The organism is Streptomyces sp. SAI-135 (assembly GCF_029893805.1).
Classification (GTDB): domain Bacteria; phylum Actinomycetota; class Actinomycetes; order Streptomycetales; family Streptomycetaceae; genus Streptomyces.
In genome coordinates this window covers 2869216-2895547 of the sequence record NZ_JARXYP010000002.1, presented here as the reverse complement: position 1 = coordinate 2895547, position 26332 = coordinate 2869216, and the positions used below count along the sequence as shown (strand labels likewise).

At 72.1% G+C, this 26332-nt stretch carries 26 protein-coding genes; 19 read left to right on the top strand and 7 right to left on the bottom strand.

The window, feature by feature from the left end; genetic code table 11:
• Positions 1-174 precede the first annotated feature (174 nt).
• The 8 genes from M2163_RS17590 to M2163_RS17555 all read left to right on the top strand — a co-directional run bounded on the left by M2163_RS17590 (position 175) and on the right by M2163_RS17555 (position 8832).
• A complete protein-coding gene (locus M2163_RS17590; protein WP_280894414.1) occupies positions 175-1671 on the top strand; it encodes a cation:proton antiporter in 1497 nt (498 codons plus the stop codon).
• A 54-nt stretch (positions 1672-1725) separates the two neighbouring features.
• Complete coding sequence (locus M2163_RS17585) at positions 1726-3270, top strand: acyl-CoA carboxylase subunit beta (RefSeq protein WP_280851832.1); 1545 nt, start codon at positions 1726-1728, stop codon at positions 3268-3270.
• Positions 3267-3491 (top strand): acyl-CoA carboxylase subunit epsilon, encoded by a 225-nt coding sequence (locus M2163_RS17580; protein WP_280894413.1) that lies wholly within the window; start codon positions 3267-3269, stop codon positions 3489-3491. The genes M2163_RS17585 and M2163_RS17580 overlap by 4 nt, the downstream gene beginning before the upstream one ends.
• Positions 3492-3631: 140 nt before the next feature.
• Positions 3632-4543: an MBL fold metallo-hydrolase gene (locus M2163_RS17575; protein WP_280894412.1), complete on the top strand. Its 912-nt coding sequence runs from the start codon at positions 3632-3634 to the stop codon at positions 4541-4543.
• A gap of 29 nt (positions 4544-4572) precedes the next feature.
• The gene (locus M2163_RS17570) at positions 4573-5262 is read left to right on the top strand and encodes an antibiotic biosynthesis monooxygenase family protein (RefSeq protein ID WP_280894411.1); all 690 of its coding nucleotides are present in this window, start codon (positions 4573-4575) and stop codon (positions 5260-5262) included.
• Positions 5263-5352: 90 nt separating this feature from the next.
• Complete coding sequence (locus M2163_RS17565; RefSeq protein WP_280894410.1) at positions 5353-7062, top strand: tryptophan 7-halogenase; 1710 nt, start codon at positions 5353-5355, stop codon at positions 7060-7062.
• Complete coding sequence (locus tag M2163_RS17560; RefSeq protein WP_280894409.1) at positions 7059-7583, top strand: flavin reductase family protein; 525 nt, start codon at positions 7059-7061, stop codon at positions 7581-7583. The genes M2163_RS17565 and M2163_RS17560 overlap by 4 nt, the downstream gene beginning before the upstream one ends.
• Positions 7584-7608: 25 nt before the next feature.
• Entirely contained in the window at positions 7609-8832 is a 1224-nt protein-coding gene (locus tag M2163_RS17555) for a hydrolase (RefSeq protein WP_280894408.1), read from the top strand.
• An 81-nt stretch (positions 8833-8913) separates the two neighbouring features.
• On the opposite strand, the gene fabG is transcribed toward M2163_RS17555, so the two are convergent.
• Positions 8914-9714 carry a 3-oxoacyl-ACP reductase FabG gene (fabG, locus tag M2163_RS17550; RefSeq protein ID WP_280894407.1) on the bottom strand — a complete coding sequence of 267 codons (801 nt, stop codon included), beginning with the start codon at positions 9712-9714 and terminating at the stop codon, positions 8914-8916.
• A gap of 1038 nt (positions 9715-10752) precedes the next feature.
• Between fabG and M2163_RS17545 the strand changes: the two genes are divergently transcribed.
• Genes M2163_RS17545 through M2163_RS17515 form a run of 7 tightly spaced genes read left to right on the top strand, consistent with a single transcriptional unit; the run spans position 10753 to position 17630 of the window.
• The gene (locus M2163_RS17545; protein ID WP_280851840.1) at positions 10753-11196 is read left to right on the top strand and encodes a nuclear transport factor 2 family protein; all 444 of its coding nucleotides are present in this window, start codon (positions 10753-10755) and stop codon (positions 11194-11196) included.
• 15 nt (positions 11197-11211) lie between these two features.
• Positions 11212-12483 carry a beta-ketoacyl-[acyl-carrier-protein] synthase family protein gene (locus M2163_RS17540; protein WP_280851841.1) on the top strand — a complete coding sequence of 424 codons (1272 nt, stop codon included), beginning with the start codon at positions 11212-11214 and terminating at the stop codon, positions 12481-12483.
• On the top strand, positions 12480-13721 hold the full coding sequence (locus M2163_RS17535) for a ketosynthase chain-length factor (protein WP_280851842.1): 1242 nt from the start codon (positions 12480-12482) through the stop codon (positions 13719-13721). The genes M2163_RS17540 and M2163_RS17535 overlap by 4 nt, the downstream gene beginning before the upstream one ends.
• A gap of 10 nt (positions 13722-13731) precedes the next feature.
• Positions 13732-13989 (top strand): acyl carrier protein, encoded by a 258-nt coding sequence (locus M2163_RS17530; protein WP_037721245.1) that lies wholly within the window; start codon positions 13732-13734, stop codon positions 13987-13989.
• A complete protein-coding gene (locus tag M2163_RS17525; RefSeq protein ID WP_280894406.1) occupies positions 13986-14939 on the top strand; it encodes an aromatase/cyclase in 954 nt (317 codons plus the stop codon). Before M2163_RS17530 ends, M2163_RS17525 begins: the two co-directional genes overlap by 4 nt.
• A complete protein-coding gene (locus tag M2163_RS17520) occupies positions 14936-16483 on the top strand; it encodes a long-chain fatty acid--CoA ligase (protein WP_280894405.1) in 1548 nt (515 codons plus the stop codon). Before M2163_RS17525 ends, M2163_RS17520 begins: the two co-directional genes overlap by 4 nt.
• The gene (locus tag M2163_RS17515) at positions 16476-17630 is read left to right on the top strand and encodes an alpha/beta hydrolase (RefSeq protein ID WP_280894404.1); all 1155 of its coding nucleotides are present in this window, start codon (positions 16476-16478) and stop codon (positions 17628-17630) included. The genes M2163_RS17520 and M2163_RS17515 overlap by 8 nt, the downstream gene beginning before the upstream one ends.
• Before the next feature lie 92 nt (positions 17631-17722).
• Here the strand turns inward: M2163_RS17515 and M2163_RS17510 are convergent, their stop codons facing one another.
• Positions 17723-18211 (bottom strand): MarR family transcriptional regulator, encoded by a 489-nt coding sequence (locus tag M2163_RS17510; RefSeq protein WP_280851846.1) that lies wholly within the window; start codon positions 18209-18211, stop codon positions 17723-17725.
• Between the two features lie 67 nt (positions 18212-18278).
• Between M2163_RS17510 and M2163_RS17505 the strand changes: the two genes are divergently transcribed.
• Positions 18279-19994 carry an MFS transporter gene (locus M2163_RS17505; protein WP_280894403.1) on the top strand — a complete coding sequence of 572 codons (1716 nt, stop codon included), beginning with the start codon at positions 18279-18281 and terminating at the stop codon, positions 19992-19994.
• Positions 19991-20305 carry a hypothetical protein gene (locus M2163_RS17500; protein WP_280894402.1) on the top strand — a complete coding sequence of 105 codons (315 nt, stop codon included), beginning with the start codon at positions 19991-19993 and terminating at the stop codon, positions 20303-20305. Before M2163_RS17505 ends, M2163_RS17500 begins: the two co-directional genes overlap by 4 nt.
• A 68-nt stretch (positions 20306-20373) precedes the next feature.
• On the opposite strand, the gene M2163_RS17495 is transcribed toward M2163_RS17500, so the two are convergent.
• Together M2163_RS17495 and M2163_RS17490 are read right to left on the bottom strand one after the other, a co-directional pair.
• Complete coding sequence (locus M2163_RS17495; RefSeq protein WP_280894401.1) at positions 20374-20718, bottom strand: MazG-like family protein; 345 nt, start codon at positions 20716-20718, stop codon at positions 20374-20376.
• A 71-nt stretch (positions 20719-20789) separates the two neighbouring features.
• A complete protein-coding gene (locus tag M2163_RS17490) occupies positions 20790-21365 on the bottom strand; it encodes a DoxX family membrane protein (RefSeq protein ID WP_280894400.1) in 576 nt (191 codons plus the stop codon).
• 132 nt (positions 21366-21497) lie between these two features.
• Here M2163_RS17490 and M2163_RS17485 point away from each other — a divergent pair, with 132 nt between their 5' ends.
• Both M2163_RS17485 and M2163_RS17480 read left to right on the top strand, forming a co-directional pair.
• Positions 21498-21824 carry a nuclear transport factor 2 family protein gene (locus M2163_RS17485; RefSeq protein WP_280851851.1) on the top strand — a complete coding sequence of 109 codons (327 nt, stop codon included), beginning with the start codon at positions 21498-21500 and terminating at the stop codon, positions 21822-21824.
• A 54-nt stretch (positions 21825-21878) separates the two neighbouring features.
• Positions 21879-22859, top strand: coding sequence for an aldo/keto reductase (locus M2163_RS17480; protein ID WP_280894399.1), 981 nt, complete (start codon positions 21879-21881; stop codon positions 22857-22859).
• A 12-nt stretch (positions 22860-22871) separates the two neighbouring features.
• Here M2163_RS17480 and M2163_RS17475 read toward each other — a convergent pair whose 3' ends face one another.
• The 3 genes from M2163_RS17475 to M2163_RS17465 form a co-directional block, all read right to left on the bottom strand.
• Positions 22872-23564, bottom strand: a complete 693-nt coding sequence (locus M2163_RS17475) for an ABC transporter ATP-binding protein (protein WP_280851853.1) — start codon at positions 23562-23564, stop codon at positions 22872-22874.
• Positions 23565-23609: 45 nt separating this feature from the next.
• Positions 23610-25073 (bottom strand): ABC transporter permease, encoded by a 1464-nt coding sequence (locus tag M2163_RS17470; protein ID WP_280894398.1) that lies wholly within the window; start codon positions 25071-25073, stop codon positions 23610-23612.
• A 345-nt stretch (positions 25074-25418) separates the two neighbouring features.
• Positions 25419-26207 carry an SDR family oxidoreductase gene (locus M2163_RS17465; RefSeq protein ID WP_280894397.1) on the bottom strand — a complete coding sequence of 263 codons (789 nt, stop codon included), beginning with the start codon at positions 26205-26207 and terminating at the stop codon, positions 25419-25421.
• Positions 26208-26332 lie beyond the last annotated feature (125 nt).

Genomic DNA, 26332 nt, shown 5'->3' with positions numbered 1-26332 from the left:
GTCCGGCCTGCCCACGGCTGCCCTCGGCTGTCCAGGCCTGCCCAACTAGTGCCGCACCCCACGCCGCCCGCCCGCTTCGAGTGCCGCACTCCACGCCGCCCGCCTGCTTCGAGGCGGTGACTCAGCCATCGTTCTGTGAGGAGAACCCTGGCCATGGCTCATGACGGTCCATCCTTGCCCCTCGCGCCCCTCGCGGGCGAACCCGAACCCGAACCCGAACCCGATCCGCCCCGCTTCCGTGGCGCCGCCCGTGCCCTGATCAGCTACGGGCTGCTGGTCCTCGTACCGCTGGCGCTGGCGCTGCTGCTGTGGAGGTACGGCGTTGACCACCCCGTGAAGGAGATCACCGGCGCGACCAAGGCGGCCGAGCCGGCCGACCTGGCCGGACAGGTGCTGGTGGCCGGGGCCGTGGTGGTCGCGGCGGCCGGGGCGCTGGGGCTGGCGGCCCGCGCGGTCGGTCAGTCGCCGGTCGTCGGCGAGATCCTGGCCGGACTGCTGCTCGGGCCGTCCGTGTTCGGGGAGTTGGCGCCCGGTCTGTCCAAGGAGGTGTTCCCCGCGGCCGTCACACCGGTCATGAACAACCTCGCGCAGGTCGGCGTGGTCTTCTTCATGTTCCTGATCGGCCTGGAGATGCCGCTCACCATGCTGCGCAGGCTCGGCGGCAAGGTGCTCTCCGCCGGGCACGCGGCGCTCGCGGTGCCGTTCCTGCTGGGCATGCTGGCCGCGCTGCGCCTGCGCGACGAGTACCAGCCCGACGGGGTGCGCGCCGGGCCGTTCCTGCTGTTCGTGGCGCTGTCGGTGTCGGTCACCGCCTTCCCGGTGCTGGCCCGGATCCTCGCCGACCGCGGCCTGATAGGCACCCGGCTCGGCGCGATGGGGCTGGCCATGGCCGGTGTCGGTGACGTCACCGCCTGGTGCGCGCTGGGCGTGGTGGTCGCCGAGGTGCGCAGCGACTCGCCGCTCGGTGTGCTGGTCGCGGTGGCCGAGGTGCTGGTCTTCACCCTGGTGCTGTGGTTCGCGGTGCGCCCGGCGCTGGCGCACGTGCTGCGGGTCCTGGAGAGCCGGCACAGCGGGGCGCTGCCGGTCGGCACCCTGATCACCTTCTTCGTGCTGGTCTGCGCGGTGACCACCAACGCCTTGGGGGTGCACGCGATCTTCGGCGCCTTCCTGGCGGGCGTGGTGATGCCGCGCTCCTCCCGGACGGTACGGGACTTCGCGCACCGGACCGAGGGCCTCGCGCTGTGGCTGCTGCTGCCGTTCTTCTTCGCCGCGGTCGGCCTGCAGACCCGGTTGCAGTCGGTGTTCTCGCTCTCGGCGCTCGGGGTGCTGGCCCTGGTGCTGCTGGTGGCGGTGGCCGGCAAGGTCGGCGGGACGTTCGCGGCGGCCCGGCTTGCCGGTGAGGGCAACCGGGAGTCGCTGGGGCTCGGCGTGATGATGAACTGCCGTGGCCTGACGGAGCTGGTGGTGCTCAACGTCGGTCTGTCGCTGGGAGTGATCGACTCCCGGCTGTTCGCGGTGCTGGTGGTGATGACCCTGGTGACCACCGTCGGGACGGACCCGCTGCTGCGTCTGCTGCGGCTCGACCGGCTCTCGCAGACCCCTGGAGGCGGCTTGCTCCCGGTCGAGGCCCCCTCCCAGACTCGGGGAACGGCCGGGACACGTCAGCCATGAGAAACGGGGCGGGATCCGATGCGTGACGAGGACACAACACATCCGACGCGTGCGATGCGGCAGAGCGTCGACACACTGCACGAGCTCAAACAGGCCGTCCTGGAGGGACCGAACCCGGCGGCCACCGAACGGCAGCACGCCAAAGGCAAACTGACGGCACGTGAGCGGATCGCCGTACTCCTGGACAAGGGTTCCTTCCAGGAGGTCGAGGCGCTGCGACGGCACCGGGCCAGCGGATTCGGGCTGGAGGGCAACCGTCCGCACACCGACGGTGTGATCACCGGCTGGGGGACGGTGGAAGGGCGCACGGTGTTCGTGTACGCCCATGACTTCCGGCTGTTCGGCGGTGCGCTGGGCGAGGCGCACGCCCAGAAGATCCACAAGGTCATGGATCTGGCGATCGCCGCGGGCGCCCCGCTGGTGTCGCTGAACGACGGCGCCGGCGCCCGGATCCAGGAGGGCGTCTCGGCACTCGCCGGCTACGGCGGGATCTTCCAGCGCAACACCCGCGCCTCCGGGGTGATCCCGCAGATCTCCGTGATGCTCGGACCGTGCGCGGGCGGCGCGGCCTACTCGCCCGCGCTGACCGACTACGTCTTCATGGTCCGCGAGACCTCCCAGATGTTCATCACGGGCCCGGACGTCGTCCAGGCCGTCACCGGCGAGAAGATCACCCAGAACGGCCTCGGCGGTGCCGATGTGCACGCGGAGCTGTCGGGCGTGGCGCACTTCGTCTACGACGACGAGCAGACGTGCCTCGAAGAGGTGCGGTACCTGCTGTCCCTGCTGCCGCAGAACAACCGGGAGCAGCCGCCGGCGGCGTTCACCACGGACCCGGCCGACCGGCGCGGCGAAGCGCTGTACGAGCTGGTGCCCAGCGACGGGAACCGCCCCTACGACATGCGGGCGGTGATCGAGGAACTGGTCGACGACGGGGCGCACCTGGAGGTGCACGAGCGCTGGGCGACCAACGTGATCTGCACGCTGGCGCGGCTCGGCGGGCGGACGGTGGGCATCGTCGCCAACCAGCCGCGCTCCCTGGCCGGAGTGCTGGACATCGACAGTTCGCAGAAGGCCGCCGGATTCGTGCAGACCTGCGACTCCTTCAACATCCCGATCGTCACCCTGGTCGACGTGCCGGGGTTCCTGCCGGGCGTCGACCAGGAGCACGACGGCATCATCCGGCACGGCGCCAAGCTGCTGTACGCGTACTGCAACGCGACGGTGCCCCGGATCTCCGTGGTGCTGCGCAAGGCGTACGGCGGTGCCTACATCGTGCTGGACTCGCGTTCCATCGGCGCGGACCTGGCGCTGGCCTGGCCGACCAACGAGATCGCCGTCATGGGTGCCGACGGTGCCGCGGGCGTCATCTTCCGGCGGGAGATCGCCGCCGCCGAGGACCCGGAGGCGGTACGCAAGGCCCGCACCGACGAGTACCGGGCCGAGCTGATGCACCCCTACTACGCGGCCGAGCGCGGTCTCGTGGACGACGTCATCGACCCGGCCGAGACCCGGGCCGTACTCGTCCGCGGCCTGGAGATGCTCGCCACCAAGGACGCCGACCTGCCGATGCGCAAGCACGGCAACCCGCCGCAGTGACCGGGCCCGCCGCCGGGGAGCGGCCCGTGGTGCGGATCGTGCGGGGGCGGCCGACGCCCGAGGAGACGGCGGCGGTGACGGCGGTGCTGTTGGCGGTCGTCGCGGCCCGGAACGCCGCCGAGGAGCAGTCCGGTGCGTCCGCGCCGGGTACGGCCCGCTGGTACCGGTGGGAGCGCACTGCCGCGTTCCGGCCGGGGCACAGCTGGCGTCTGGCCCGGTGAGGGCGGACCCCCGTCAGCGGTCGGCCCGGTGACCGCGGACAGTCACTGGGCCGGCTCCGTGACCGGGGACAGTTCGCAGTCGGCCCCGCGGTCAGGGGTGCTTCGAGTGGCTGTCGAGGGGGCCGGACGACAGTGGCCGTATGGCTGCTTTCACCGGTGCACCGAGACTCGAAGAGATCGCTGAAGGGGTTCACGCCTTCCTCCAGCCCGACGGCGGCTGGTGCCTCAACAACGCTGGGCTGGTGGTCGACGGCGGCACCGCGCTGCTGATCGACACCGCCGCCACCGAGGCCCGGGCCCGACGGCTGCGCGAGCTGGTCGAGGGCACCGCCCCGCAGCCGCCGCGGCTGCTCGTCAACACCCACTCGCACGGCGACCACACCTTCGGCAACCACCTCTTCCCGGAAGCGGTGGTGGTGGCCGCCGAGCGGACCCGGCAGGAGGCGGTCCGTACCGGACTGCACCTGACCAGCCTGTGGCCCGACGTGGAGTGGGGCGCGGTCCGACCGGCCGCGCCCCAGGTCACGTTCGGCCAGGAGCTCACGCTCCACCTCGGCGAGCAGGAGGTCCAGCTGCGCGCCTTCGGCCCCGCCCACAGCTCCTGCGACACGGTGGTGTGGCTGCCGGAGCGCCGGGTGCTGTTCGCCGGAGACCTGGTGATGAACGCGGTCACCCCGTTCGTCCTGACCGGCTCGGTCAGCGGTCTGCGTGACGCGGTGGCCCGGCTGCGGTCGCTCGACGCCGTCACCGTGGTGCCCGGGCACGGCCCGGTCGGCGGCCCGGAGCTCCTCGAGACCACCGAGCGCTACCTCGCCTGGCTGCTGGACCTGGCCAAGGCCGGCCTCGCCGAGGGACGGGACCCGCTGGAGGCGGCCCGCGCCGCCGAACTCGGTGAGTTCGCCGACTTCCTGGACACCGAACGGCTGGTGCCCAACCTGTACCGCGCCTACGGCGAACTGCGCGGCGGACGCCCCGAGGACTTCGCCGGCATCGACGAGATGGTCCGCGGGATGGCGGAACTGCACGGCGGCTTCCCCGCCTGCCACGCCTGAAGCCTGACGACACGAGAGAGGACTCACCCGTGAGCACGAAGGACGAGAGCGGCCCGGTCACCCTGATCGCGGTGCTCGAAGCGCCGGTCGAGAACACCGACGAGTTCATCGCGGGCTGGCGCACCCACCTGGAGCCGCTGCGCACCGCGCCCGGCTTCCGAGGCGCCCGTCTGCACCGCGCCCTGCGCGCCGAGCACCGCTTCCCCCTGGTCGCGGTCGCCGACTGGGCGAGCCCCGCGGACCTGGCCGCCGCGGTGTCCGGTGAGCAGCGTGGCCCGGGCGCGGAGAAGTACGCCAAGACCGTCCACCGCGGGGTCTACCGGGTCATCGGCGAAGTCGCCTCCGGGCAGCGGGCGGACGGCGCGGGCGTGACAATGATCAACGCCTTCGAGCTGCCCGGCGAGCGGGTCGAGGAGTTCCTCGACGCCTGGCGGCCCCGGGCCGAACGGGCCAGCCAGGCGCCCGGGTTCGTCGACTTCCGGATGCACCGGGCGGTCGGCGAGGCCTCGCTGCCCCTGGTGAACGTCGCCCACTACGCCAGCGTCGACGCGTGGAAGGCGCTCCAGGCCGACCCGGAGTTCCAGGCCCGCAAGGCCGTCAACCCGCCGTACGCCACCGCCAATCCCGGCCTGTTCGAAGTGGTCGCCGATGTGGTCGCCGAAGTGGTCACGGAAGTGGTCGCCGAAGTGGTCGACGAGGTGGTCGCCGGACCGATGTGAACCGGCGGGCCACCGCTTCCACGCGGGCTTGAGCGGGCCCCGAGAGCGCCCGCACAGACTTCAGACGACTTGTTACCAGCAGGAGGAGCGATGGTGGATCAGGCTACGACCGATGTGGTGATCCTCGGCGGCGGGCTCGCGGGTCTCACGCTCGCGGTCCAGCTCAAGAACGCGCGACCGGAGACGGACGTGGTGATCCTCGACAAGCGGCAGGGCCTGGCGCCGGAGGCGGCGTTCAAGGTCGGTGAGTCGACGGTGCCCGCGGGCGCGCACTACTTCGCGCAGATGGTCGGGATGAAGGAACACCTGGAGAAGTTCCACCTGAAGAAGAACGGCCTGCGGTTCTTCCAGCCCGCGGGCGGCAACCAGGACATCACCCGGCGCATCGAGCTCGGCCCGCGGGAGTTCCCCGCCCACGACAACTACCAGATCGACCGCGGCCGGTTCGAGAACGAGCTGACCCGGATGGCCCTGGACGCCGGCGCGGACCTGCGCCAGGGCGCCTCGATCACCGACATCGAGCTGCGCGAAGGCGACCAGGACCACACGGTGACGTACACCCAGGGCGGCGAGGAGCGTACGCTCACCGCCCGCTGGCTGGTCGACGCGGCCGGCCGCGCCCACTTCGTCAAGCGCAAGCTGGGCCTGTCCCGCGAGGTGGCGCACACCATCAACGCCTCCTGGTTCCGCCTCACCGGCGGCATCGACCTGGAGGAGTGGGGCAAGGACGACCCGGGCTGGATGGAGCGGATGAACCGCCCCGGCATCCGCAGGTTCTCCACCAACCACCTGATGGGCGAGGGCTACTGGGTGTGGCTGATCCCGCTCGGCTCGGACCACATCTCGGTCGGCGTCTGCGCCGACCCGCGGGTCCACCCGTACGAGGAGATCCAGACCTTCGAGAAGGTCCAGGAGTGGCTGCGCGCCAACGAGCCGCAGCTGGCCGAGGTGGTCGACGGCCGCACCGGCGACGTCGCGGACTTCATCAGCCTGAAGGACTTCGCCTTCGGCACCGAGCGGGTGTACTCGCCGGACCGCTGGATGCTGGTCGGCGAGGCCGGCGCCTTCGCCGACGCCTTCTACTCACCCGGCTCGGACATGATCGGCTACGGCAACAGTGTCACCACCGACCTGGTCACCCGGGACTTCGCGGGCGAGGACATCACCGAACGGCTGGAGTTCTACAACGAACTCCACCTGCGCACCTTCCAGTTCGTGCTCTCCAAGGTCGAGGACCACTACCCGGCCTTCGGCAACCCCGCGGTGATGGTGCCCAAGCTGTGCTGGGACGCCATGCTCAACCACGTCGGTGTGGTGCTGACCTTCGTCAAGGACCGTTTCCTGGACTACGCGTTCATGCAGCGTGTGCGCGGCGACCTGGAGAAGCTGTTCACGCTCAACGACCGCGTCCAGCAGGTCTTCCGCGACTGGAACGACCTGGAGAGGGTCGTCACCGACGGCCCGGCGGCCGCCTATGTGCCGGCCAAGGCGATCAAGGACAGCCACGCCACCCTGGTCGTCGACTACACCGACGACGAACTGGCCGCCGAGATCGCCCGGAACGTCACGATCGCCGAGGCACTGGCGGTCGCCGTCCTGCACCGGGCCGCCCGCAAGCTCGACAGCACCCTGGACCCGGAGGTACCGGTCAACCCGTACGCGGTCGGCCTGCGTCCCGACGACTGGCAGGGCGACGGCCTGTACAGCGGACAGGTGCTGCTGACCCTGGCCGAGGCGGAGAAGATCTCCGAGGGCAGCCAGGGCCTGTTCGTCGACCCGCTGCTCGAGGGCGCGGCATGAGCGAGCGACGTGCGGCGAGTGTGCTGCAACCGGGCCCGGCCCTGGTGGACCCGCAGGCGTTCCGCAGTGTCTGCGCCCACTGGGCCACCGGCGTCACCGTGATCACCACCGGCGGTGCCGGGCGGACCGTGGGACTGACGGTGAACTCCTTCACCTCGGTCTCCCTGGACCCGGCCCTGATCCTGGTCTGCATCCACAACGACTCGGGCGAACTCCCGGTGTTCCGGCGGACCGGCGCCTTCGCGGTGAACATCCTGGCCGCCGACCAGGAGGAGCTGTGCCGGTCCTTCGCCAGCCGGCACACCCGGCACACCGTCCAGGCGGACACCCGGCCGGGGATCAGCGGGGTGCCGGTGCTCTCCGACGCGCTGGCCTATCTGGAGTGCCGCATCGACCGCGAGGTGGACGGGGGCGACCACGTGATCGTCATCGGCGAGGTGATCGACCTGGCCGTGCAGCGCGAGGAGGGGCCGTTGACCTTCTTCCGCAACACCTTCCACCGGCTGCCGGCCGCCTCCTGAGCACCGATTCGTGAGGAGAAGACAGATGCCCACCGCCGGGTCGTCCACTGCCGTGGCCGCCACACTCCCTGCCACCGGGGCTGCCGCCGGGGCTGCCGCCGTGGCCTCCGCCGGGTTGGCCACCGCCGCGGCCGCCCTCGCCCCCTTCGCCGGACGCCGTGCCGAGGCCGCCGAACGGGCCCGCGACGTCGAGCCCGCCGTACTGGCGGAGATCGTCCGGGCGGGATTCGCCCGGCACTTCGTGCCCGCGGCGGTCGGCGGCACCGCCGGTTCCTTCACCGACCTGGTCGAGGCGGTCGAGGTGATCGCCGAGGAGTGCCCGGCCAGTTCCTGGTGCGCCTCGCTGATCGCCTCGATCGCCCGGATGGCGGGGGCGTTCCTGCCCGAACAGGGTCAGGCCGAGGTGTGGGCGAACGGCCCGGACGCGGTGCTGGTGGGGTCGGTGACGCCGTTCGGCACCGCCGTACCGGCCCCCGGCGGCTGGCTGGTGCGCGGCCGCTGGCCCTACATCAGCGGCGTCTCCCACTCCGACTGGGCGCTGATGTGCGGCCTGGTGGAGACCGGGACGGGCAGTGACGCCCGGCTGTTCGCCCTGCCGCGCTCCGCGTACCGCGTCGAGGACACCTGGCACAGCGTCGGCATGGCCGCCACCGGCAGCAACACCCTGGTCCTGGACGAGGTGTTCGTGCCCGAGCACCTCTCCTTCGACCGGGCCGACTTGTTCGCCGGACGCACCAGCGAGGCCTGGGGCGGGCCGGCGGCGGCCTGTCACCGGGCCCCGCTCCAGGCGGTCAACGGTCTGATGTTCGCCGCGCCGGCGGTCGGTGCCGCGCTCGGCATGGTCCACACCTTCACGGCGTACTTCGCCGAGAAGGCCGCCAACGCCCCGCAACTGCCCGGCACCACCGGCGTGCAGGGCGTACGGGGATCCGCCGAGCAGGCGCTGGCCCGCTCGGCCGGCGAGGTGGACGCGGCCCGGCTGCTCCTTGGGCGGGCCGCCCGGCTCGCCGACGAGGGCGCCGTCACCGGACCGCTGGAGGCCACCCGCAACCTGCGGGACTGCGCCCTCGCCGTCGACCTGTCGGTGACCGCGGTGGACCGGCTGTTCCGGCAGGCAGGCACCCGGGGGCAGGCGCTCTCCGGTCCGATGCAGCGGCTGTGGCGGGACGTCACCGCCATCTCCACCCATGTGGCGCTGCAGTTCGAGCCGGCCGCCCGCGGGTGGGTCGACCAGGTGCTCAAGGTCTGACTCCCCGGTTCACGCGACGTAGGGGCGCCGGTACCTCGACCGAGGTACCGGCGCCCCTACGTCGCGCATGGAGAAGGCCGGTCAGTAGTTGCCGAGGCCGCCGCAGACGTTCAGTGCCTGCGCGGTGACGGCCGCCGCGCCCGGGGAGACCAGGTAGGAGACCATCGCCGCCACCTCGCTCGGCTCCACGTAGCGGCCGAGCGGCACCCGGGTGGTGATCCGGCTGTGCGCCTCCTGCTCGTCCACGCCCCAGATCCCGGCGTAGTGCTCGCGCACCCGCTCGGCCATCGGGGTCTCCACGAAGCCGGGGCAGACCGCGTTGACGGTGATGCCGGTCTTGGCCAGCTCCAGGCCCAGCGACTTGGAGAAGCCGACCACGCCGTGCTTGGAGGCGGTGTACGGGGCGGCGTGCACCACGCCCTGCTTGCCGCCGGTGGAGGCGATGTTGACGATGCGTCCGGCGCCGCGCTCCAGCATGCCGCCGTCGGTCAGCGCCGCCTTGGTGACCAGGAAGACGCTGTTCAGGTTGGTGTTGATGACGTCGAACCACAGCTCGTCGGGCACCTCGGCGGTGGCCCCGCCGCCCGGCCGGCCGGCGTTGTTGACCAGCACGTCGAGCCGCCCGTAACGCTCTACGACGGCGGCGACCAGCGCCCGCACCTGCTCGGGCGAGGTGACGTCACAGGTGCTGCCGTCGACGTCGAGGCCCTCGGCACGCAGCTCGGCGAGGGTGTCCTCGAGGGTCTTCTCCGTACGGGCGCACAGGTAGACGGCGTTGCCCTGGCGGGCCAGGGTGCGGGCGATCTCGTGGCCGATGCCGCTGGTGGCACCGGTGACCAGAGCGACCTTGCGCTCGGTGGCGGTGGAAGTGGATGGCTTCATGCCCACCACGTTCGCCGCGCCGCCTCGCGCCCCGGTCGAGCCCGGCTCCAGCCCTGCGCGGCTCGCGTTCTGGCCGTGTTCTGGTGCTGGGCCGGGGGTGGTTCGGGTTGTGTGCCGGACCGGGGTCGTTCGGGTTCTGGTCGTGTTCAGTGCCGGGCCGGGGTGGTTCGGGTTCTAAGCGGGCCGGCGTGGCACGGGTTCTGGTTGCGCTCTGCGCCCGGCCCCCGGTGGCTCGTGCCCTGGTCGTGCCGTGTGCCAGGTCCGGGCGTTCGCGCTCCGGTGGAGCCCTGCTCCAGCCCGAGATGGTTCCCCGCCTTGGACCAACCCTGCCACGGGCCCGGGTGGCTCACGCCCAGTCGTGTCCTGTGCCAGACGGGCTGTTCGTGCCCGGTCGGGCCGTGTGCCAGACCGGGCGGCTCGCACGCGGTGGAGCGTTTGCTCCAGCCTCCGTCGGTTCGTGCCTGGTCGGGCCCTGCCCGGGCGCCGACCGGTTGGCGCCTTGTCGGGCTCTGTCCCGGCCTGGGCGGCTCGCACGCGGTGGAGCGTTGCTCCAGCCTCCGTCGGTTCGGGCCTGGTTGGGCCCTGCCCGGGCGCCGACCGGTTGGCGCCTTGTCGGGCTCTGTCCCGGCCTGGGCGGCTCGCACGCGGTGGAGCGTTGCTCCAGCCTCCGTCGGCTCGTGCCTGGTCGGGCCCTGCCCGGGCGCCGACCGGCTCACGCCCTGTCCAGCTCTGTCCCGGCCCAGTCGGCCCGCACCCGGTCGGGCCCTGCCCCCAGACCCAACCGACCCGCGCCCAGTCCAGCCCTGCCCCAGCCGGCCCACTCCCTGGCCCTCTGTCCAGCTCTGCCTCAGCCCCATCCGGCCCGCCCCCGGCCCCTCTGCCCAGCCCTGCCCCTGCCCCAGCCCTCACCCTCTGCCCAGCACCCCATCCGACCCGCACCCCCCGTCGATCCCCCCTCCCCACCCCCCCGACGCCATTGAGCCGGCCTCGACCAGGGCTCTTGGGGGCGATTGAAGACTGGGCGCAATCAACGGTCGCGTGAAGGAGTTCGAGGAGATGGAGTCGACCGGCGTCAGCGCCGAGTTGTACGCAGAGGTTCTTCAGTACTACGCGCGCCAGATGCAGGCGCTGGACGCGGGCAAGGTGGAGGAGTACGCCGACACGTTCACGGATGACGCCGTCTTCGGCCACACGCCCGGCCGGGAGCCCGCGCGCACCCGGGCCGGCATCCTGTCCGACCTCCACGAGGTGCGCGAGCGGCTCACGGCCGACCCGCAGCAGCGGCGCCACCTGTTCACGATGGTCGACGTCGAGCAGTCGGCACCGGGCCGGCTCCGCAGCACCTGCTACGCGCTGGTGCTCACCACCCGCCCCGGCGACGGTCCCGAGATGGTCCGCAGCTGTGTGGTGCGCGATGTCCTGGTCCGCGAGGACGGACGGCTGCGCAACCAGGAGCGGCTCGTCGACCACGACGGTTTCTAGAGAGAGGGGGTTGTGATGAGCCGACGAGTGGTCATCACCGGCATCGGCGTACGCGCCCCGGGAGGCCGGGGCACCAAGGAGTTCTGGGACCTGCTCACCGCGGGCCGTACCGCGACCCGGCGGATCAGCTTCTTCGATCCGTCGCCGTACCGGTCGCAGATCGCCGGCGAGGCGGACTTCGACCCGGTGTGGGAGGGGCTGAGCGGGCGGGAGATCCGCCGCATGGACCGCGCCACCCAGTTCGCCGTGGTCTGCGCCCAGGAGGCCGTGCAGGACAGCGGCCTGGACTTCGCGGGCATCGATCCCGCGCGCATCGGCGTCACGCTGGGCAGCGCGGTGGCCGCCGCGACCAGCCTGGAGCGTGAGTACCTGGTGCTGTCCGACTCCGGCCGCAACTGGCTGGTGGACAGCGACGAGTGGCTGTCGCCGCACATGTTCGACTACCTCGCGCCGAGCGTGATGCCGGCCGAGGTGGCGTGGAAGGTCGGCGCGGAGGGACCGGTGTCGCTGGTCTCCAACGGCTGCACCTCCGGCCTGGACGCGGTCGGGCACGCCCTCCAGCTGATCCAGGAGGGCTCGGCCGACGTGATCGTGGCGGGCGCCACCGACACCCCGATCACCCCGATCGTGGTGGCCTGCTTCGACGCGATCAAGGCGACCACCGCCCGCAACGACGAACCGGAGACCGCCTCCCGCCCGTTCGACCGTTCCCGCACCGGGTTCGTGCTCGCGGAGGGCGCCGCGGTCTTCGTACTGGAGACGCTGGAGTCGGCGCGGCGCCGGGGTGCCCCGATCTACGCCGAGGTCACCGGTTACGGCACCCGCTGCAACGCGTACCACATGACCGGCCTCAAGCCCGACGGCCGGGAGATGGCCGAGGCGATCCGGGTCGCCCTGGACCAGGCCCGTGTCGACCCGACCGACGTGGACTACATCAACGCCCACGGCTCCGGCACCAAGCAGAACGACCGGCACGAGACCGCCGCCGTCAAGCGCGCCCTCGGCGACCACGCGTACCGGACGCCGGTCAGCTCGATCAAGTCGATGGTCGGCCACTCGCTGGGCGCCATCGGCTCGGTGGAGATCGCCGCCTGCGCGCTCGCCATCAAGAACGGCGTCGTACCGCCCACCGCCAACCTGCACGAGCCCGACCCGGAGTGCGACCTCGACTACGTGCCGCTGACCGCCCGGGAACGGGACGTGCGGACCGTGCTGACGGTCGGCAGCGGATTCGGCGGCTTCCAGACCGCGATGGTGTTGCGGCGTCCGACGGGGGAGAGGGAATGACCAGGACCGTAGTCACCGGGATCGGCGCGCTCGCCGCCAACGGCCTCGGTACCGAGGAGTACTGGGCCGCCACCCGGCAGGGCCGGCACGGGCTCGGTGAGCTCACCCGGTTCGACGTGGCGAAGTACCCGGCGAAACTGGCCGGTGAGATCCGCGGGTTCGACGCCGCCGACCACCTGCCGGACCGGCTGCTGCCGCAGACCGACGTCTCCACCCGGTACGCGCTGGTCGCGGCCGGCTGGGCACTGGAGGACGCCAAGGTCGACCCGGCCAGCCTGGTCGACTACGACATGGGCGTGGTCACCGCCAACGCGCTCGGCGGTTTCGAGTTCACCCACCGCGAGTTCCACAAACTGTGGACCGAGGGCCCGCAGACGGTCAGCGTCTACGAGTCCTTCGCCTGGTTCTACGCGGTGAACGCCGGTCAGATCTCCATCCGGCACGGCATGCGCGGCCCTTCCAGCGCCCTGGTCACCGAGCAGGCCGGCGGCCTGGACGCCCTCGGCCACGCCCGGCGCACGGTGCGCCGCGGCACCCCGCTGGTGGTCGCGGGAGGCGTGGACTCCGCGCTCGACCCGTGGGGCTGGGCCTCACAGATCGCGGGCGGCCGGCTGTGCACCGGCACCGATCCGGACCGCGCCTACCTGCCCTTCGACCGGGACGCCGGCGGCTATGTCCCCGGCGAGGGCGGCGCGCTGCTGGTGGTGGAGGACGCCGATGCGGCCCTGCGCCGCGGCGCCCCGGACATCCTGGGCGAGATCGCCGGCTACGCCAGCGGCTTCGACCCGGCTCCCGGCTCCGGCCGGCCCCCGGCGCTGCGCCGCACCGTCGAGGCGGCACTCGCCGACGCCGGGGTGACGGCCGCCGAGGTCGACGTGGTCTTCGCCGACGCCGTCGGTGTGCCCGAGCTCGACCGGGCGGAGGCGGCCGCGCTGGGCGAGGTGTTCGGCGCCGGCGCGGTGCCGGTGACGGCGCCGAAGGCCGGGTCCGGCCGCACCTACGCGGGCGGCGGCTCGCTGGACGTAGCCACCGCGCTGCTGTCGATCCGCGACGGCGTGATCCCGCCGACCCCCGGCACCCGCGAGGTGCCCGCCGAGTACGGCATCGACCTGGTCCGCGACCGGGCCCGGGAGACGGACGTGCGCACCGCACTCGTGGTCGCCCGCGGTCTGTGGGGCTTCAACTCGGCCGTCGTCGTCCGTGCCTGGGACGCCGACGCCACCAACAACCTTTCCTGAGGAGACAGTTGTGAACATCACCGTGGACGAGATCCGCCGTATCATCATCGCCAGCGCGGGCGCCCCCGAGTCCGGGGCCGCCGAGGCCGACTTCGCCGACACCTCCTTCGACGAGCTCGGCTACGAGTCGCTGGCCCTGATGGAGACCGCCTCCGCGATCGAGCGCGAGTTCGGTGTGTCGGTGCCCGACGAGCTGCTCTTCGAAGCCCGCACGCCGCGTGACCTGGCCGAGCTGGTGCGCTCCGCGAAGGAGGCCGCGGCCGCATGAGTCCGCTCACCCGAGAGATGGAGCACAGCCGGTTGGTGCGCGCCCCAGCCGACCGGCTGTACGCGCTGGTCGCGGACGTGAGCCGGTGGCCGGTGCTGCTCGGGCCGTGCCTCCGGGCACGGCAGATCGAGCGGCACAGCGCCGAGGAGCGGATCGAGCTGTGGGCGCGGACCAACGGCACGGTGGCGACCTGGACCTCCCGCCGCACCCTGGACCCGCGGAACCTGCGGATCTCCTTCCGGCAGGACCGCTCCACCGCGCCGGTCGCCTCGATGTCCGGTGACTGGTCCTTCCACCCGGCCGAGGACGGCCGGACCCGGATCGTGCTGACCCACGCCTTCACCGCCGTGGACGACGACCCCCGGGCGCTGGAGTGGATCGCGCAGGCGGTGGACCGCAACAGCGTCCAGGAGCTGGCCGCCATCGGCGAGTTCGCCGAACTCCCGTACCCGCCGGAGCAGTTGGTTCTCTCCTTCTCCGACCGGATGGAGGAGCCCGGCGTGGACCCGGCCGACGTCTACGACTTCGTGCACCGGTCGGACCTGTGGCCCGAGCGGCTGCCGCACGTCGGCCGGGTCGACCTCACCGAGGACCCGGCGGGAGTGCAGCACATGGAGATGGACACCGTCACCGCCGACGGCCGCACCCACACCACCGCCTCGGTCCGGCTGTGCGTGCCGGGCGAGTCGATCTCCTACAAGCAGACCGTGCTGCCCGCCCTGCTGTCCGGGCACAGCGGCCGCTGGGAGTTCGAGAAGTCGGCCGGCGGCACCGCGATCGTCTCCCACCACACCGTGGCGCTCGACCCGGCCGCCGTGGAACGGGTGCTGGGCGCGGGCACCACCGTCGACCAGGCGTGCGCCCACGTCCGCGACACCCTGGGCGCCAACAGCCGCGCCACCATGGGGGCGGCCTGCGCGTACGCGGCATCGGTGGTGCGGCGCCCATGACCCCGACGCCGAAGCTGGTCGGCCTCGCGCTGTCGCCGGACGCCGAGGCCGACCGGGTGTGCATGGTCGCGGGCGGCCGCTCGCTGACCCGGCGCCAGGTCCGCAACGAGGTGGCCCGCACCCAGGCCGCCCTCCTCGACCGCGGCCTGGCCCCGGGCCGGCGGGTGCTGGCCCTGCTCGACCACGGACCGGAGGCGGTGTTCCTCCTCGCCGCGGCCAGCTCGCTCGGACTGCACCTGCTGATGCCGTACGGCCTGCAGACGGCGGCGCTGCCCGAGTGGCTGTCGATCGCGGAGGCCGCCGAGCCCGACGTGGTGCTGCACTTCAAGCGCGACAGGGCCGGACTGGACGTGCTGCGCGAGCGCTGCGCGACCGTGGTGGAGCTGCCGTTCCCCGCCGGCGAGGCGCCCGACGCGGAGGTGGAGGTGCGCCACCCCGAGCCGGTGGAGCACTTCCTGGTGCTGTTCACCAGCGGCACCACCGGCAAGCCGAAGGCGATCAGCATCAACGAGGCGCACATCGTCACCAGGATCGGCTGGGTCACCCGGACCATGGGCTACGGCCCGACCGCCCGGATCTTCATGACCGGACTGATGAACAACACCACCGGTGTGATCAACTCCTTCGGCGCGCTGCTGCACGACGCCACCGTGGTCTTTCCGGAGACCCCGGACCCCGCGCAGTGGCCCGCCCAGGTGGCCCGCCACCGGGGCACCCACCTGGCGCTGCGCCCGGTGGCGCTCAAGCAGTTCGTGGCCGCCGCGGCCACCGGCGAGCACGACCTGTCCTGCCTGCGCGTGGTCTCCTACGGCGGCGCCGCCGTGCCCCGGGCGGTGCTCGAACAGGGCCGCGAACTGGCGCGCTGCGACTGGATCCAGGGCTACGGGCTGACCGAGACGTACGGCCCGTTCTGCTTCCTGGACGAGCAGGGCCACGCCGAGGAGCGCCCTCTCAAGCACGTCTACTGCATCGGCCGGCCCGACGACTCCCTTCAGGTGCGTCTGGAGCCGGTGGCCGGCCACCCGGACGGAGTCGGCGAGATCTGCGTCCGCGGCGAGTCGGTGATGGAGGGCTACGTGGACGTCGCCACCGGAGTGATCCAGCCGGTCGGCGAGTGGCTGCGCACCGGAGACCTCGCCGAGTGGAGCCCGGACGGCGACCTGGTCCTCAAGGGCCGGCTCGCCGGGGTGCTGCTCAGCGAGAACGGCCACCGCATCTACCCCGAGGAGACCGAGGCGGTGCTCGCGGGCACCCCGGGGGCGGACGAGGTGGTGCTGGTCGGACTGCCCAATCCGGACGGCCCGCACGAGCTGCCGGTCGCCTGTCTGTGCGGCCCGGTCGGTGAGCGGGGCGAGAAGGAACTGCGCGATCTGGTCACCGCCGAACTGCGCCACGCGCTGGCCCCGGAGAAGTGGCCCGACCGGATCTGGGCCACCGCGGAGCCGTTCCCCCGCAGCGCCAACGGCAAGATCATGCGCGGCGAGGTGGCCGCGGCCGTCGACCCGGCCCGGGTCGTGCTGCTGAGGGGCGGCCCCGATGAATGAGCCCACGGAGGCGAGGGAGACCACGGAGCGCCTGCGGGTGCCCGAGCACATGTACCGCGCGCTCGGCTACCTCTTCCCGCGGCTGATGTTCCTCAACGCGCGCTACGCCCCGCAGGTGCACTGGGGCGACATCGCGGCGGCGCTGGACGGCTTCCCCGCCGACGACCTGGACCTGGCCTCCGCCGGGTTCTGGGACCTGTGGCGCGAGCGCTGGACGAGCCAGGCCGAGGGCTGGGTCGCCCTCGCCGAGGCGTCCGGCACGCAGGCCGGGCGCGGCCGCGCGCTGCGCGCGGCCGCGGCGGCCTACCACTGGGCGGAGTTCCAGTACTTCGACGACCGGGAAGTCAAACAGCGGCTGCGGCAGCGCATCCGGGACTGCTTCCTCGGCAGCCTGCCGGGCACCGGCCTCGATGTCACCGAGGAGTCGCTGCCCGGCACCGGAGCGGGCTACTGGGTGCTGCGCACCGAGGCGATGCGCGCGTCGGGCGAGCCGCTGCCCGCGGTGGTGCTCTCCAACGGCCTGGACTCCGCCACCGAGGTCGAGATGGTGGCGCTGGCCGAGGCCTACCTCGAACGCGGGATCGCCGCGGTGCTCTTCGAGGGCCCGGGCCAGGGCCTGCGGCTGGGCCGCACCCCGGTACGGGCGGAGATGGAGCCGGTGGTCGCCGAACTGCTGGAGGGGCTGCGCGCCGAGCCGGGGATCGACACCGGCCGGCTGGCGTTCGCGGGCATCAGCTTCGGCGGCTATCTGGCGCTGCGGGTGGCCCGGGGGCTCGGTGAGCACTTCCGGTGCGTCGTCAACTTCGGCGGCGGGCCGGTGATCGCCAAGTTCGACGGCCTGCCGCGCCGGCTGAAGGACAACTTCCGGTTCGCCTTCGGAGCGGAGCCGGGCGCCGACCTGCAACCGCGCTTCGACGAGCTGGCGATCGAGCCCGGCCCGGCACCGGCCACCGAGGTGCTGAGCGTCGGCGGCGCGCTGGACGACATCTTCCCGATCGAGGGGCTCTACGACCTCGACCGGGCCTGGTCGGGCCGGCACGCGCTGGAGGTGCACCCCAGGGAGGCGCACACCAGCCTCAACCTGATCGACTCCTACACCCTGCGCACCGCCGACCTGGTCGCGGACCGGCTGGCCGGCCGAGGCTGACCGGACCGGCTCACGAGGGCCTGCCCGCCGGGACCGCCGACGGGCAGGCCCTCGGCGTGCGCCGGGGCCCGCCTCGTACGGAACCGGTCTGGTCAGCGGCTCTCGGCGAGCGCGCCCTCGGACGTGAGGAGGCCGGGGTGCAGGTCGCCGGCGAGTCCGGCCTGGACGAAGACCCGCTTGAGCAGGGTGACGAAGATCCGCGCCTCCTCCGGCTCCAGTCCGCCGAGCAGCCGGGCCTCGAAACCGCTGATGAGCGACTCGGCCTCGGTGTGCAGCTCACGGCCGGCCGGGAGCACGTGGACGGCGTGGGCGCGGCGGTCGGTGGGGTGGCGGCGGCGCTCCACCAGACCGCGCCGCTCCATCTCGTCGACCAGGCCGACCATCACGTTGCGGTGCACGTTCAACGGCCCGGCGAGCTGGTGCTGGCTGAGCCCGTCCTTGCCGATCAGCAGGTCGAGCAGGCCGAACTGGCGGGGGTGGATGCCCAGGGGCGCGAGCACGTCGACGAGCTGCTCCTGCACATGGGCGCTGAGGTGGGTCATCACGCAGGCGGGGTGGTCGAACAGCGATGGGGTACTCACGCCCGCCATGATACCTCCGAAGAATTATCACCTTGAGGGATAGTCACTGGAAGTGCATACTTGTTCCGTGACCCAAGACATCTCCGCATCCGCTCCCGCCGCCCCGCCGCAGGAAGCCGCGGGTGGCACCGCACCCGACCCGAAGCGCCGCCTGGCCTTCGCCGTCGTCCTGATCGCCGGATTCATGGACCTGGTCGACACGACGATCGTCAACGTCACCGTCCCGAGCATCCAGCGCGACCTGCACGCCGACTACGCCCAGATCGAGTGGGTCATCGCGGCGTACGTACTGTCCTTCGCAGCCCTGCTGATCCTCAGCGGCAGGCTCGGCGACATCTTCGGACGCAAGCGCGTCTTCCTGGTCGGCATGGCCGCCTTCACCGTCGCCTCGCTGCTGTGCGGGGTCGCCGTCAACCCGGGGATGCTGATCGCCTCCCGGTTCGTCCAGGGCGCCGCGGCCGGCCTGATGGTCACCCAGATCCTGGCGATCCTGCACGTGGTCTTCCCGCCGGGCGAGCGCGGCAAGGCGGTCGCGATCTTCGGCGCGGTCACCGGCTCCTCCGCGGTGTTCGGCCTCGCCCTCGGCGGCGTGGTCGTGCAGTGGGACCTCTTCGGCTGGGAATGGCGCCCGATCTTCCTGGTCAACGTCCCGGTCGGGATCGCGGCCCTGATCGCCGGCGCCCTGGTGATCCGCGAGTCCCGCGCCCCGCAGCGCCCCAAGCTCGACCTGCTCGGCATGCCGCTGGCCCTCGCCGCCGTGGCGCTGCTCGTCTACCCGCTCACCGAGGGCCGCCGCCTCGGCTGGCCCGCCTGGACCTTCGGCATGCTCGCCGGCGCCCTGGTGCTGCTCGCGGTCTTCCTCGCCTACGAGAAGCGCCGCTTCGCCAAGGTCGGCTCCGCGCTCGTCGAGTTCGGGGTGTTCCGCTCCCGCTCGTTCTCCATCGGCATGGCGGTGTGGTTCCTGTTCTGGATCGCGGTCGGCGGGTTCTTCTTCGTCTGGACGCTCTTCCTCCAGCAGGGCCTCGGCTGGACGCCCATGCACGCCGGCCTGACCGCCGCCACCTTCGCCATCGGCGTGGGCATCGGCGCGGGCAACGCCCCCGACAAGCTCGTCCCCAAGTTCGGCCGCAACGTCCTGGTGGCCGGCGGCATCGTCAACGCGATCGGCTTCGTCGCCTTCGCCGTCCTGGTCGCCCACTACGGCCACAGCCTCGCGTCCTGGCAGATCATCCCGGTGCACATCGTCTCCGGCGTCGGCTTCGGCCTGATCGTCGCGCCGACCCTGGACCTGCTGCTCGGCCAGGTCCCCGGCGAACAGGCGGGCAACGCCTCCGGCCTGCTGAACACCGTCCAGCAGCTCGGCATGGCCCTCGGTGTCGCGCTGACCGGCGTGGTCTTCTTCGCCCAGGTCGCGAACGCGTCGGGTGACGCCGCCGACGAGGCGGCCCCGGCACTGAAGTCCGCCCTCAGCAGTGCCGCGGTCGGCTCCGAGGACCAACTGCTCGCCGACTTCCGCACCTGCGTGCGCGAGCGCGCCGACTCGGTCGACCCGAGCGAGGTCCCGGCCGTCTGCCGCAAGGAGGACCCGAAGGTCGCCGGCGCCTTCGGCGGGGCCATCGCCCGCGCCGACTCGGTCAGTTACTCCTCCGCGTTCCGTACCGTCCTGCTGCTGGACGCCGGCATCCTGGTGATCGCCGCCGCCGGCTTCCTGACCCTGCCCAAGCACTCCCGGCCCGCCGACGCGGCCGCCGCGAGCCCCGAGCCCACCGAGGTGACGGCATGAGCAACGAGAAGAACGTCCTGGTCCTCGGCCGTGAGCGGCACCTGGTCGACGCCTCCACCGGCATCATCGAGGCCGCCGGTTTCCAGACCGTCGGCGTCACCCGTGACGAGGAGGCGCTCGCCCTGCTGGACACCGGCCGGTTCATCGCCGTCCTGGTCGGCAGCGGCGTCGAACGGGAGTCCCGTCCGCCGGTGCGGCAGCACGCCGCTCCGCACGGCACGGTGGTCCTGGAGGCGCAGCGCGTCCCGATGCAGACCGTCCAGGAGCACGTCCGCCATGTGATCGTCCCGAAGCTGCGGCAGATCGCCTGACCACCCCTGCACCAGGGCCCCGGATCCGGCCGTCCCCCGACGGATCCGGGGCCCGGCCGCACCTTGGTTCAGCCGGGCCGGTGGCCCAGCGAACGCTCCGTCACCCGGCTCAGATGGCCGTGGAAGACCTCACGCGGGTCCGGAGTCAGCGTGCGCAGCGCCACCAGCGCGGTGATCACCACGTCGCACAGCTCACCCTGCACGTCCTCCCAGCTGTGGCTGACGCCCTTGCGGGGGTTCTGGCCCATCGCCCCGATGACGGCCTCGGAGACCTCACCGACCTCCTCGGACAACTTCAGCATCCGCAGCAGAAGCCCCTCACGCCCACCCACCGGCTGATCCGCCTCCAGCCAGGCCCACAGGGCGTCGACGGACTTCCACAGATCGGGGGAGGGGACGACGTGATCGCTCATGCGGGGCAGCTTGTCACGGGGGTTCACGGGGAGACCAAAGCCGCTGGGTCCGACGTGAGTCCGGCGCCGCCTCACCCCTCGAACAACGCCTCTTCCTCCGCGAACAGGGACGCCTGGCCGTCGTCGTCCCCGCTCTTCTCCTCCCGCAGCCGTCGGTTGCGGGCGCCCACGATCAGGGTCGTCGCGAGGGCCGTCACCCCGAGGGCCGCCGGCACCATCCAACTCCGGTTCACCGCGTGGCCGAGGGCGTGGTCCAGGGAGAGGCGGCCCGGACCCGTCACCGCGAGGCCCGCCGCCGTCAGGCCCAGCGAGGCCGCGTACTCGTAGCCGCCGCCCGCGTTGAAGAAGCCGTTGGGCGCGTGGACCGCGGACGCTCCGGCCATCGCTCCGGCCGCCGCCGCACCCGCGGCCGGGGTCGCCAGGCCCAGCGCCAGCAGCGTGCCGCCACCCGCCTCGGCAAGGCCCGCCGCGGTGGCGCTGGCCTTGCCCGGCGCGTAGCCGACGGACTCCATGAACTGGCCGGTTCCCTCCAGGCCGCCGCCGCCGAACCAGCCGAGCAGCTTCTGCGCCCCGTGGGCGGCCAGTACACCCCCGGTTCCCAGTCGGAGCAGCAGCAGGCCCAGGTCACGTCGGTCGTAAGCGGTCACGATGACTCCCAGCACAAGAAGCGGAACGAGACCCCCCTCGCGTTTCCACCGTCGCACCGCTCACACCTGCCCGGAACACGCGCGCGGCCGTTCGGGTGGCGGGCCCGGGGGAGCGGTGTGAGTCTGGCAGGCATGACGATTCAGACCGCCCGACTCAGCGACCCGGCCGTCCGCGCCTTCGTCTCCGCCGTCAACGCCCATGACCGCGAGGCCCTCCTGGCCCTGCTCACCCCCGGCGCGACCATGGCGGACGACGGCAGCGACCGTGACCTCGGCGAGTGGGTCGACCGGGAGATCTTCTCCTCCCACGGCCATCTCGACGTCGACAACGAGTCCAACGGCGGCCGTTCCCTCCTCGCCCACTACCGCAACGACGCCTGGGGCGAGATGCGCACCCGCTGGGACTTCACGGTCGAGGACGACGGCAGGATCTCCCGTTTCGAGACCGGCCAGGCCTGAATCCCGAGAAAGCCCTTGCCCTGGAGCGCACTCCAACTCCTAGCGTTCTGCGGCATGGAGACCACACGCACACTGGGCCGCTCCGGCATCGAGGTCAGCGCACTCGGCTTCGGCTGCTGGGCGATCGGCGGGGAATGGCAGGCGGCCGACGGCCAGCCGCTCGGCTGGGGCAAGGTCGACGACGAGGAGTCCGTACGGGCGGTCCGGCACGCCCTGGACCTCGGCATCACCTTCTTCGACACGGCCGACACCTACGGCGCCGGGCACAGCGAACGCGTCCTCGGCCGTGCCCTCGGCAAGCGCCGGGACGACGTCGTCCTCGCCACCAAGTGGGGCAACGTCTTCGACGAGGACACCCGCACCCTCACCGGCCACGACGACACCCCGGCCTACGCCCGCCGCGCCCTCACCGCGTCCCTCGCCCGCCTCGGCACCGACCACGTCGACCTGTACCAGCTCCACCTCTCCGACCTCGACCCGGTACGCGCGGCCGAACTGCGGGACGTGTGCGAGCAGTTCGTGGCCGAGGGGCTCATCCGCGCCTACGCCTGGAGCACCGACGACCCGGCCCGCGCCGCGGTGTTCGCCGAGGGGGAGCACTGCGCGGCCGTACAGCACGCACTGAACGTGATGCAGGACGCGCCCGACATGCTGGCCCTGTGCGAGGAGTCGGGGCTCGCGAGCATCAACCGCAGCCCGCTCGCCATGGGGTTGCTCGCGGGCAAGCGCCAAGGGCCCCAGGACGCCGGGGACATCCGCAGCAGGCCCCCGGCCTGGCTCCAGGGCTTCGGTGACGGGGCGTCGGCCGACCCGGAGTGGCTGGCCCGCATCGACGCGCTCAAGGAGATCCTCACCAGCGAGGGCCGCACCCTGGCCCAGGGCGCGCTGGCCTGGATCTGGGCCCGCAGCCCGCGCACGGTACCGATCCCGGGGTTCCGTTCCGTGGCCCAGGCGGAGCAGAACGCGGGAGCGATGGAGAAGGGGCCGCTCACCGAGGCCCAGTTGACCGAGATCAACCGCGTCCTGGACCGGTGAGCGGCCCGACTTCTACTGCGCGTACGACTGCTGTTGCTCGGTCAAGGTGATCTGACCCGCCTTGATGGTGGCGAGCCGCGGTGCCCGCCGGGCGATCGACGAGTCGTGCGTGACCATGACGAACGTCAGCCCGTACTCGTGCCACAGCCCTTCCAGCAGGGCCATGATCTCGTCCCGCATCGACTCGTCGAGGTTGCCGGTGGGCTCGTCGGCGAGCAGCACCTTCGGCTTCTTGACCAGGGCCCGGGCGATGGCGACCCGCTGCTGCTGACCGCCGGACAGCTCGGCGGGCGCGTGCGTGAGCCGTTCACCCAGCCCCACCGAGCGCAGCGCCTCCGCGGCCCGCTCGCGCCGCTCGGCCGGCTTCACGCCGAGCGGCACGAGGGCCGTCTCCACGTTCTCCTGAGCCGTCAGGGTCGGGATGAGGTTGAACGACTGGAAGATGATGCCGATCTTCTCCGCCCGCAGCCGGGTCAGCCTGGCCTCGCTGATCTTCGCGAGGTCCACGCCGTCCAGTTCGACGCTGCCCTCGGTGGGGCGGTCCAGTCCGCCGATCATCTGGAGCAGCGTGGACTTGCCGCCGCCGGTGGGGCCCTGGATGACGAGCTGGTCGCCGTCCTCGATGGTCAGGTCGACCCCGCGCAGGGCGTCGACGGTCTCCTTGCCGCGCGAGTAGCGCTTGGTGACGCCGGTGAGTCTGTACATGGGAGCTCCGTGGGGAATCCGCCGTGGCGGTGGGGTGAGGGGGTGTTACGACACGCTGCGCAGCGCGTCCGCGGGCCGCATCCGGGACGCCCGCCAGCCGCCCATCGCCCCGGCGATCAGACCGCCGGTCACCGCGAGGCCCACGGCGAGCGCGATGGTGGTCATGGAGACGGGCGCGGACAGCGCGATCTCCATGGTGTTCTGCGCGGACTGCTGACCCGGACCGCCCCCGCCGCCCGGGCCGCCGCCCATGCCGCCGGCACCGCCGGTGCTGCCGAGCTGGGCGGTCAGCTTGGGGCTGATCGCGGTGACCGTGTACGCGGCCGCGAGGCCCAGGGCGATACCGAGGGCGCCGCCGAGCAGGCCGTTCACGATCGACTCGCCGACGACCTGCCGGGTGACCCGGCGACTCGGCCAGCCGAGGGCCTTCAGGGTGCCGAACTCCCGCACCCGGCGCGAGACCGCCGAGGAGGTCAGCAGCGCGGCCACCAGGAAGGCGGCGACGAGCACGGCGACGGAGAGCCACTTGCCGACGCTGGTCGCGAGGTCGGAGGCCGTGGACAGCGAGCCGGAGACGGTCTCCGCGAGGTCCGCGGAGGTCGTGACGGTCGTACCGGAGATGTTCTTCTGGATCGCCGCCTTGACGGAGTCGATCTGCTGGGAGTCGGTCGCCTTGACGTAGATCGTGGTGACCTTGTTCTTGGCGTCGGCCAGCGTCTGGGCCTGCCCCAGCGGCAGGTAGACGTCGGTGGTGGACTCGCTGCTGTCGGGCGTCGCGATGCCGATGACCGTGTACTTGGTGCCGGAGATCTTCAAAGTCCCGCCAACCTTGAGGGAGTTCTCCTTCGCGTACGACTTGCTGACGACCGCGACCTTCGCGTCGGTCTGCGTGGCGGTGAAGGTCTTGCCGGTGGTGATCTTCGAACCGGCCAGCGGACCGAGCGTCTGGTCGCTGACGTCGACACCGGCGACGGAGTAGGAGTTCACGTCGAAGTTGGCGCCGCCGCCCTGGACCTGGGGCGCGGCGGTGGAACCCCCCGCCTGGCCGCCGCCGGGGCCGCCCTGCCCCTGGGAGTTCTGCGACTGGGCCTTGCCCTGGGTGAAGGAGCCGTCGACCTTGGTGACGTTCAGGGTCAGCGCGCCGACCGCGCTCGCCACCCCCGGTTGCTGCGAGACCTTGGTGACCACCGAGGACGCCAGGGCCTGACCGCCCTGGGTCATCACGCGGTCCGAGCTCTGCGTGTCGTCGCTGTCGTTGGAACTGGCGTCGAACTGGAAGTTCGGTCTGCCCGAACTCCCGGACGTCGGGGCCGACCTGGCTTTGGTGACGGTCATGTCGGTGCCGAGCCCGTAGAGCGACTTCAGGACCTTGTCCTGAGCCTGAGTCATACCGGCCGACACCGAGGTGACGGTGATGACCAGCGCGATACCGAGCGCCAGACCCAGTGCGATGACCAGGGCCGCCTTCTTGCGCCGGCCCAGCTCGCGCTTGAGATAGATGCCAAACATCCCGTTCCTCGAAGGTTCTTGGCGCCCGCTGTGGGCGCGCCCTCAAAGGTAGGGACGCTGCATTGCGGGGCCGTGAGGAAGGGATGTGCACCGGCTGAGAAGGGATGTGCGTGAGCTGAGAATGTGCGCGGCGGCCGTCCTCGGACCGGTGCGCATCCCGCGGTCCCACGCGAGATCCACCCCCACCCGGCCCATGGACGGCCGCCGCGCTCCCCCCTCGGGCGAGGCCGACGGAACGCCGCCCCCCAAGTGTGAAGCTCTTGTGGAGAGCGCGTGATGAGCATAAGCCGTCGACCGGCCGCGACGGGGGTGGAATCACATATTCCGTTTGTAGAAATCGGCCGCTCAGCCACGCCCGACGTACGGCATGGCCGTCGCCAGTACGGTCGCGAACTGCACATTGGCCTCCAGCGGCAGCTCCGCCATGTGCCGCACCGTGCGCGCCACGTCGGCCACGTCCATCACGGGTTCCGGCACGACCTCCCCGTTGGCCTGCAACGCTCCGGCCCCCATGCCGGCGGTCATGTCGGTCGCCGCGTTCCCGATGTCGATCTGCCCGACCGCGATGCCGTAGGGCCGTCCGTCCAGCGACAGCGACTTGGTGAGACCGGTCAGGGCGTGCTTGGTGGCGGTGTAGGCGACGGAGTGCGGCCGGGGGGTGTGTGCCGAGATCGAGCCGTTGTTGATGATCCGGCCGCCCCGCGGGTCCTGCTCCTTCATCTGCCGGTACGCCGCCTGCGCACACAGGAACGCCCCGTTGAGGTTGGTGTCCACCACGTGCCGCCACGCGTCGTACGGCAGCTCCTCCACCGGCACTCCGCCCGGTCCGAAGGTCCCCGCGTTGTTGAACAGCAGATCCACCCGCCCGAACCGCTCCACGGTGGCGGCGAACAGCGCGGCCACCTCGTCCGGCCGTGACACGTCGGTGCGTACGGCGATCGGGGCGCCCGCGGTGTCCCCGGTGCTTTCGGAGGCCAGCGCGGCCGTCTCCTCCAGCGTCTGCGTCCGCCGGCCCGCCAGGGCGACCGACCAGCCCGCGCGCAGCAGCTCCACGGCCACCGCCCGACCGATGCCGGAGCCCGCGCCGGTCACCACCGCGATCTTCGAACGTTGCGCAGTTTGCATGGCATTCATGGCCCCGCAGCGTACGGGAGGGCCCGAGCGGGGTCCGCCATGCGGAACTCATCCGTCCGCCATCTGAGTGTTGTGTACGCGACAATCCCGCGTCGCTCCCGGCCACTCCAATTGCCTCCTGCATC

Excerpts from the sequence above, each read along its gene's own strand:
- M2163_RS17520 (WP_280894405.1), top strand. The coding sequence starts at position 14,936 with ATGACCCCGACGCCGAAGCTGGTCGGCCTCGCGCTGTCGCCGGACGCC.
- M2163_RS17535 (WP_280851842.1), top strand. The coding sequence starts at position 12,480 with ATGACCAGGACCGTAGTCACCGGGATCGGCGCGCTCGCCGCCAACGGC.
- M2163_RS17540 (WP_280851841.1), top strand. The coding sequence starts at position 11,212 with ATGAGCCGACGAGTGGTCATCACCGGCATCGGCGTACGCGCCCCGGGA.
- M2163_RS17470 (WP_280894398.1), bottom strand. The coding sequence starts at position 25,073 with ATGTTTGGCATCTATCTCAAGCGCGAGCTGGGCCGGCGCAAGAAGGCG.
- M2163_RS17465 (WP_280894397.1), bottom strand. The coding sequence starts at position 26,207 with ATGAATGCCATGCAAACTGCGCAACGTTCGAAGATCGCGGTGGTGACC.
- M2163_RS17485 (WP_280851851.1), top strand. The coding sequence starts at position 21,498 with ATGACGATTCAGACCGCCCGACTCAGCGACCCGGCCGTCCGCGCCTTC.
- M2163_RS17495 (WP_280894401.1), bottom strand. The coding sequence starts at position 20,718 with ATGAGCGATCACGTCGTCCCCTCCCCCGATCTGTGGAAGTCCGTCGAC.
- M2163_RS17525 (WP_280894406.1), top strand. The coding sequence starts at position 13,986 with ATGAGTCCGCTCACCCGAGAGATGGAGCACAGCCGGTTGGTGCGCGCC.
- M2163_RS17565 (WP_280894410.1), top strand. The coding sequence starts at position 5,353 with ATGGTGGATCAGGCTACGACCGATGTGGTGATCCTCGGCGGCGGGCTC.
- M2163_RS17555 (WP_280894408.1), top strand. The coding sequence starts at position 7,609 with ATGCCCACCGCCGGGTCGTCCACTGCCGTGGCCGCCACACTCCCTGCC.
- M2163_RS17480 (WP_280894399.1), top strand. The coding sequence starts at position 21,879 with ATGGAGACCACACGCACACTGGGCCGCTCCGGCATCGAGGTCAGCGCA.
- M2163_RS17575 (WP_280894412.1), top strand. The coding sequence starts at position 3,632 with ATGGCTGCTTTCACCGGTGCACCGAGACTCGAAGAGATCGCTGAAGGG.
- fabG (WP_280894407.1), bottom strand. The coding sequence starts at position 9,714 with ATGAAGCCATCCACTTCCACCGCCACCGAGCGCAAGGTCGCTCTGGTC.
- M2163_RS17560 (WP_280894409.1), top strand. The coding sequence starts at position 7,059 with ATGAGCGAGCGACGTGCGGCGAGTGTGCTGCAACCGGGCCCGGCCCTG.
- M2163_RS17585 (WP_280851832.1), top strand. The coding sequence starts at position 1,726 with ATGCGGCAGAGCGTCGACACACTGCACGAGCTCAAACAGGCCGTCCTG.
- M2163_RS17500 (WP_280894402.1), top strand. The coding sequence starts at position 19,991 with ATGAGCAACGAGAAGAACGTCCTGGTCCTCGGCCGTGAGCGGCACCTG.
- M2163_RS17475 (WP_280851853.1), bottom strand. The coding sequence starts at position 23,564 with ATGTACAGACTCACCGGCGTCACCAAGCGCTACTCGCGCGGCAAGGAG.
- M2163_RS17515 (WP_280894404.1), top strand. The coding sequence starts at position 16,476 with ATGAATGAGCCCACGGAGGCGAGGGAGACCACGGAGCGCCTGCGGGTG.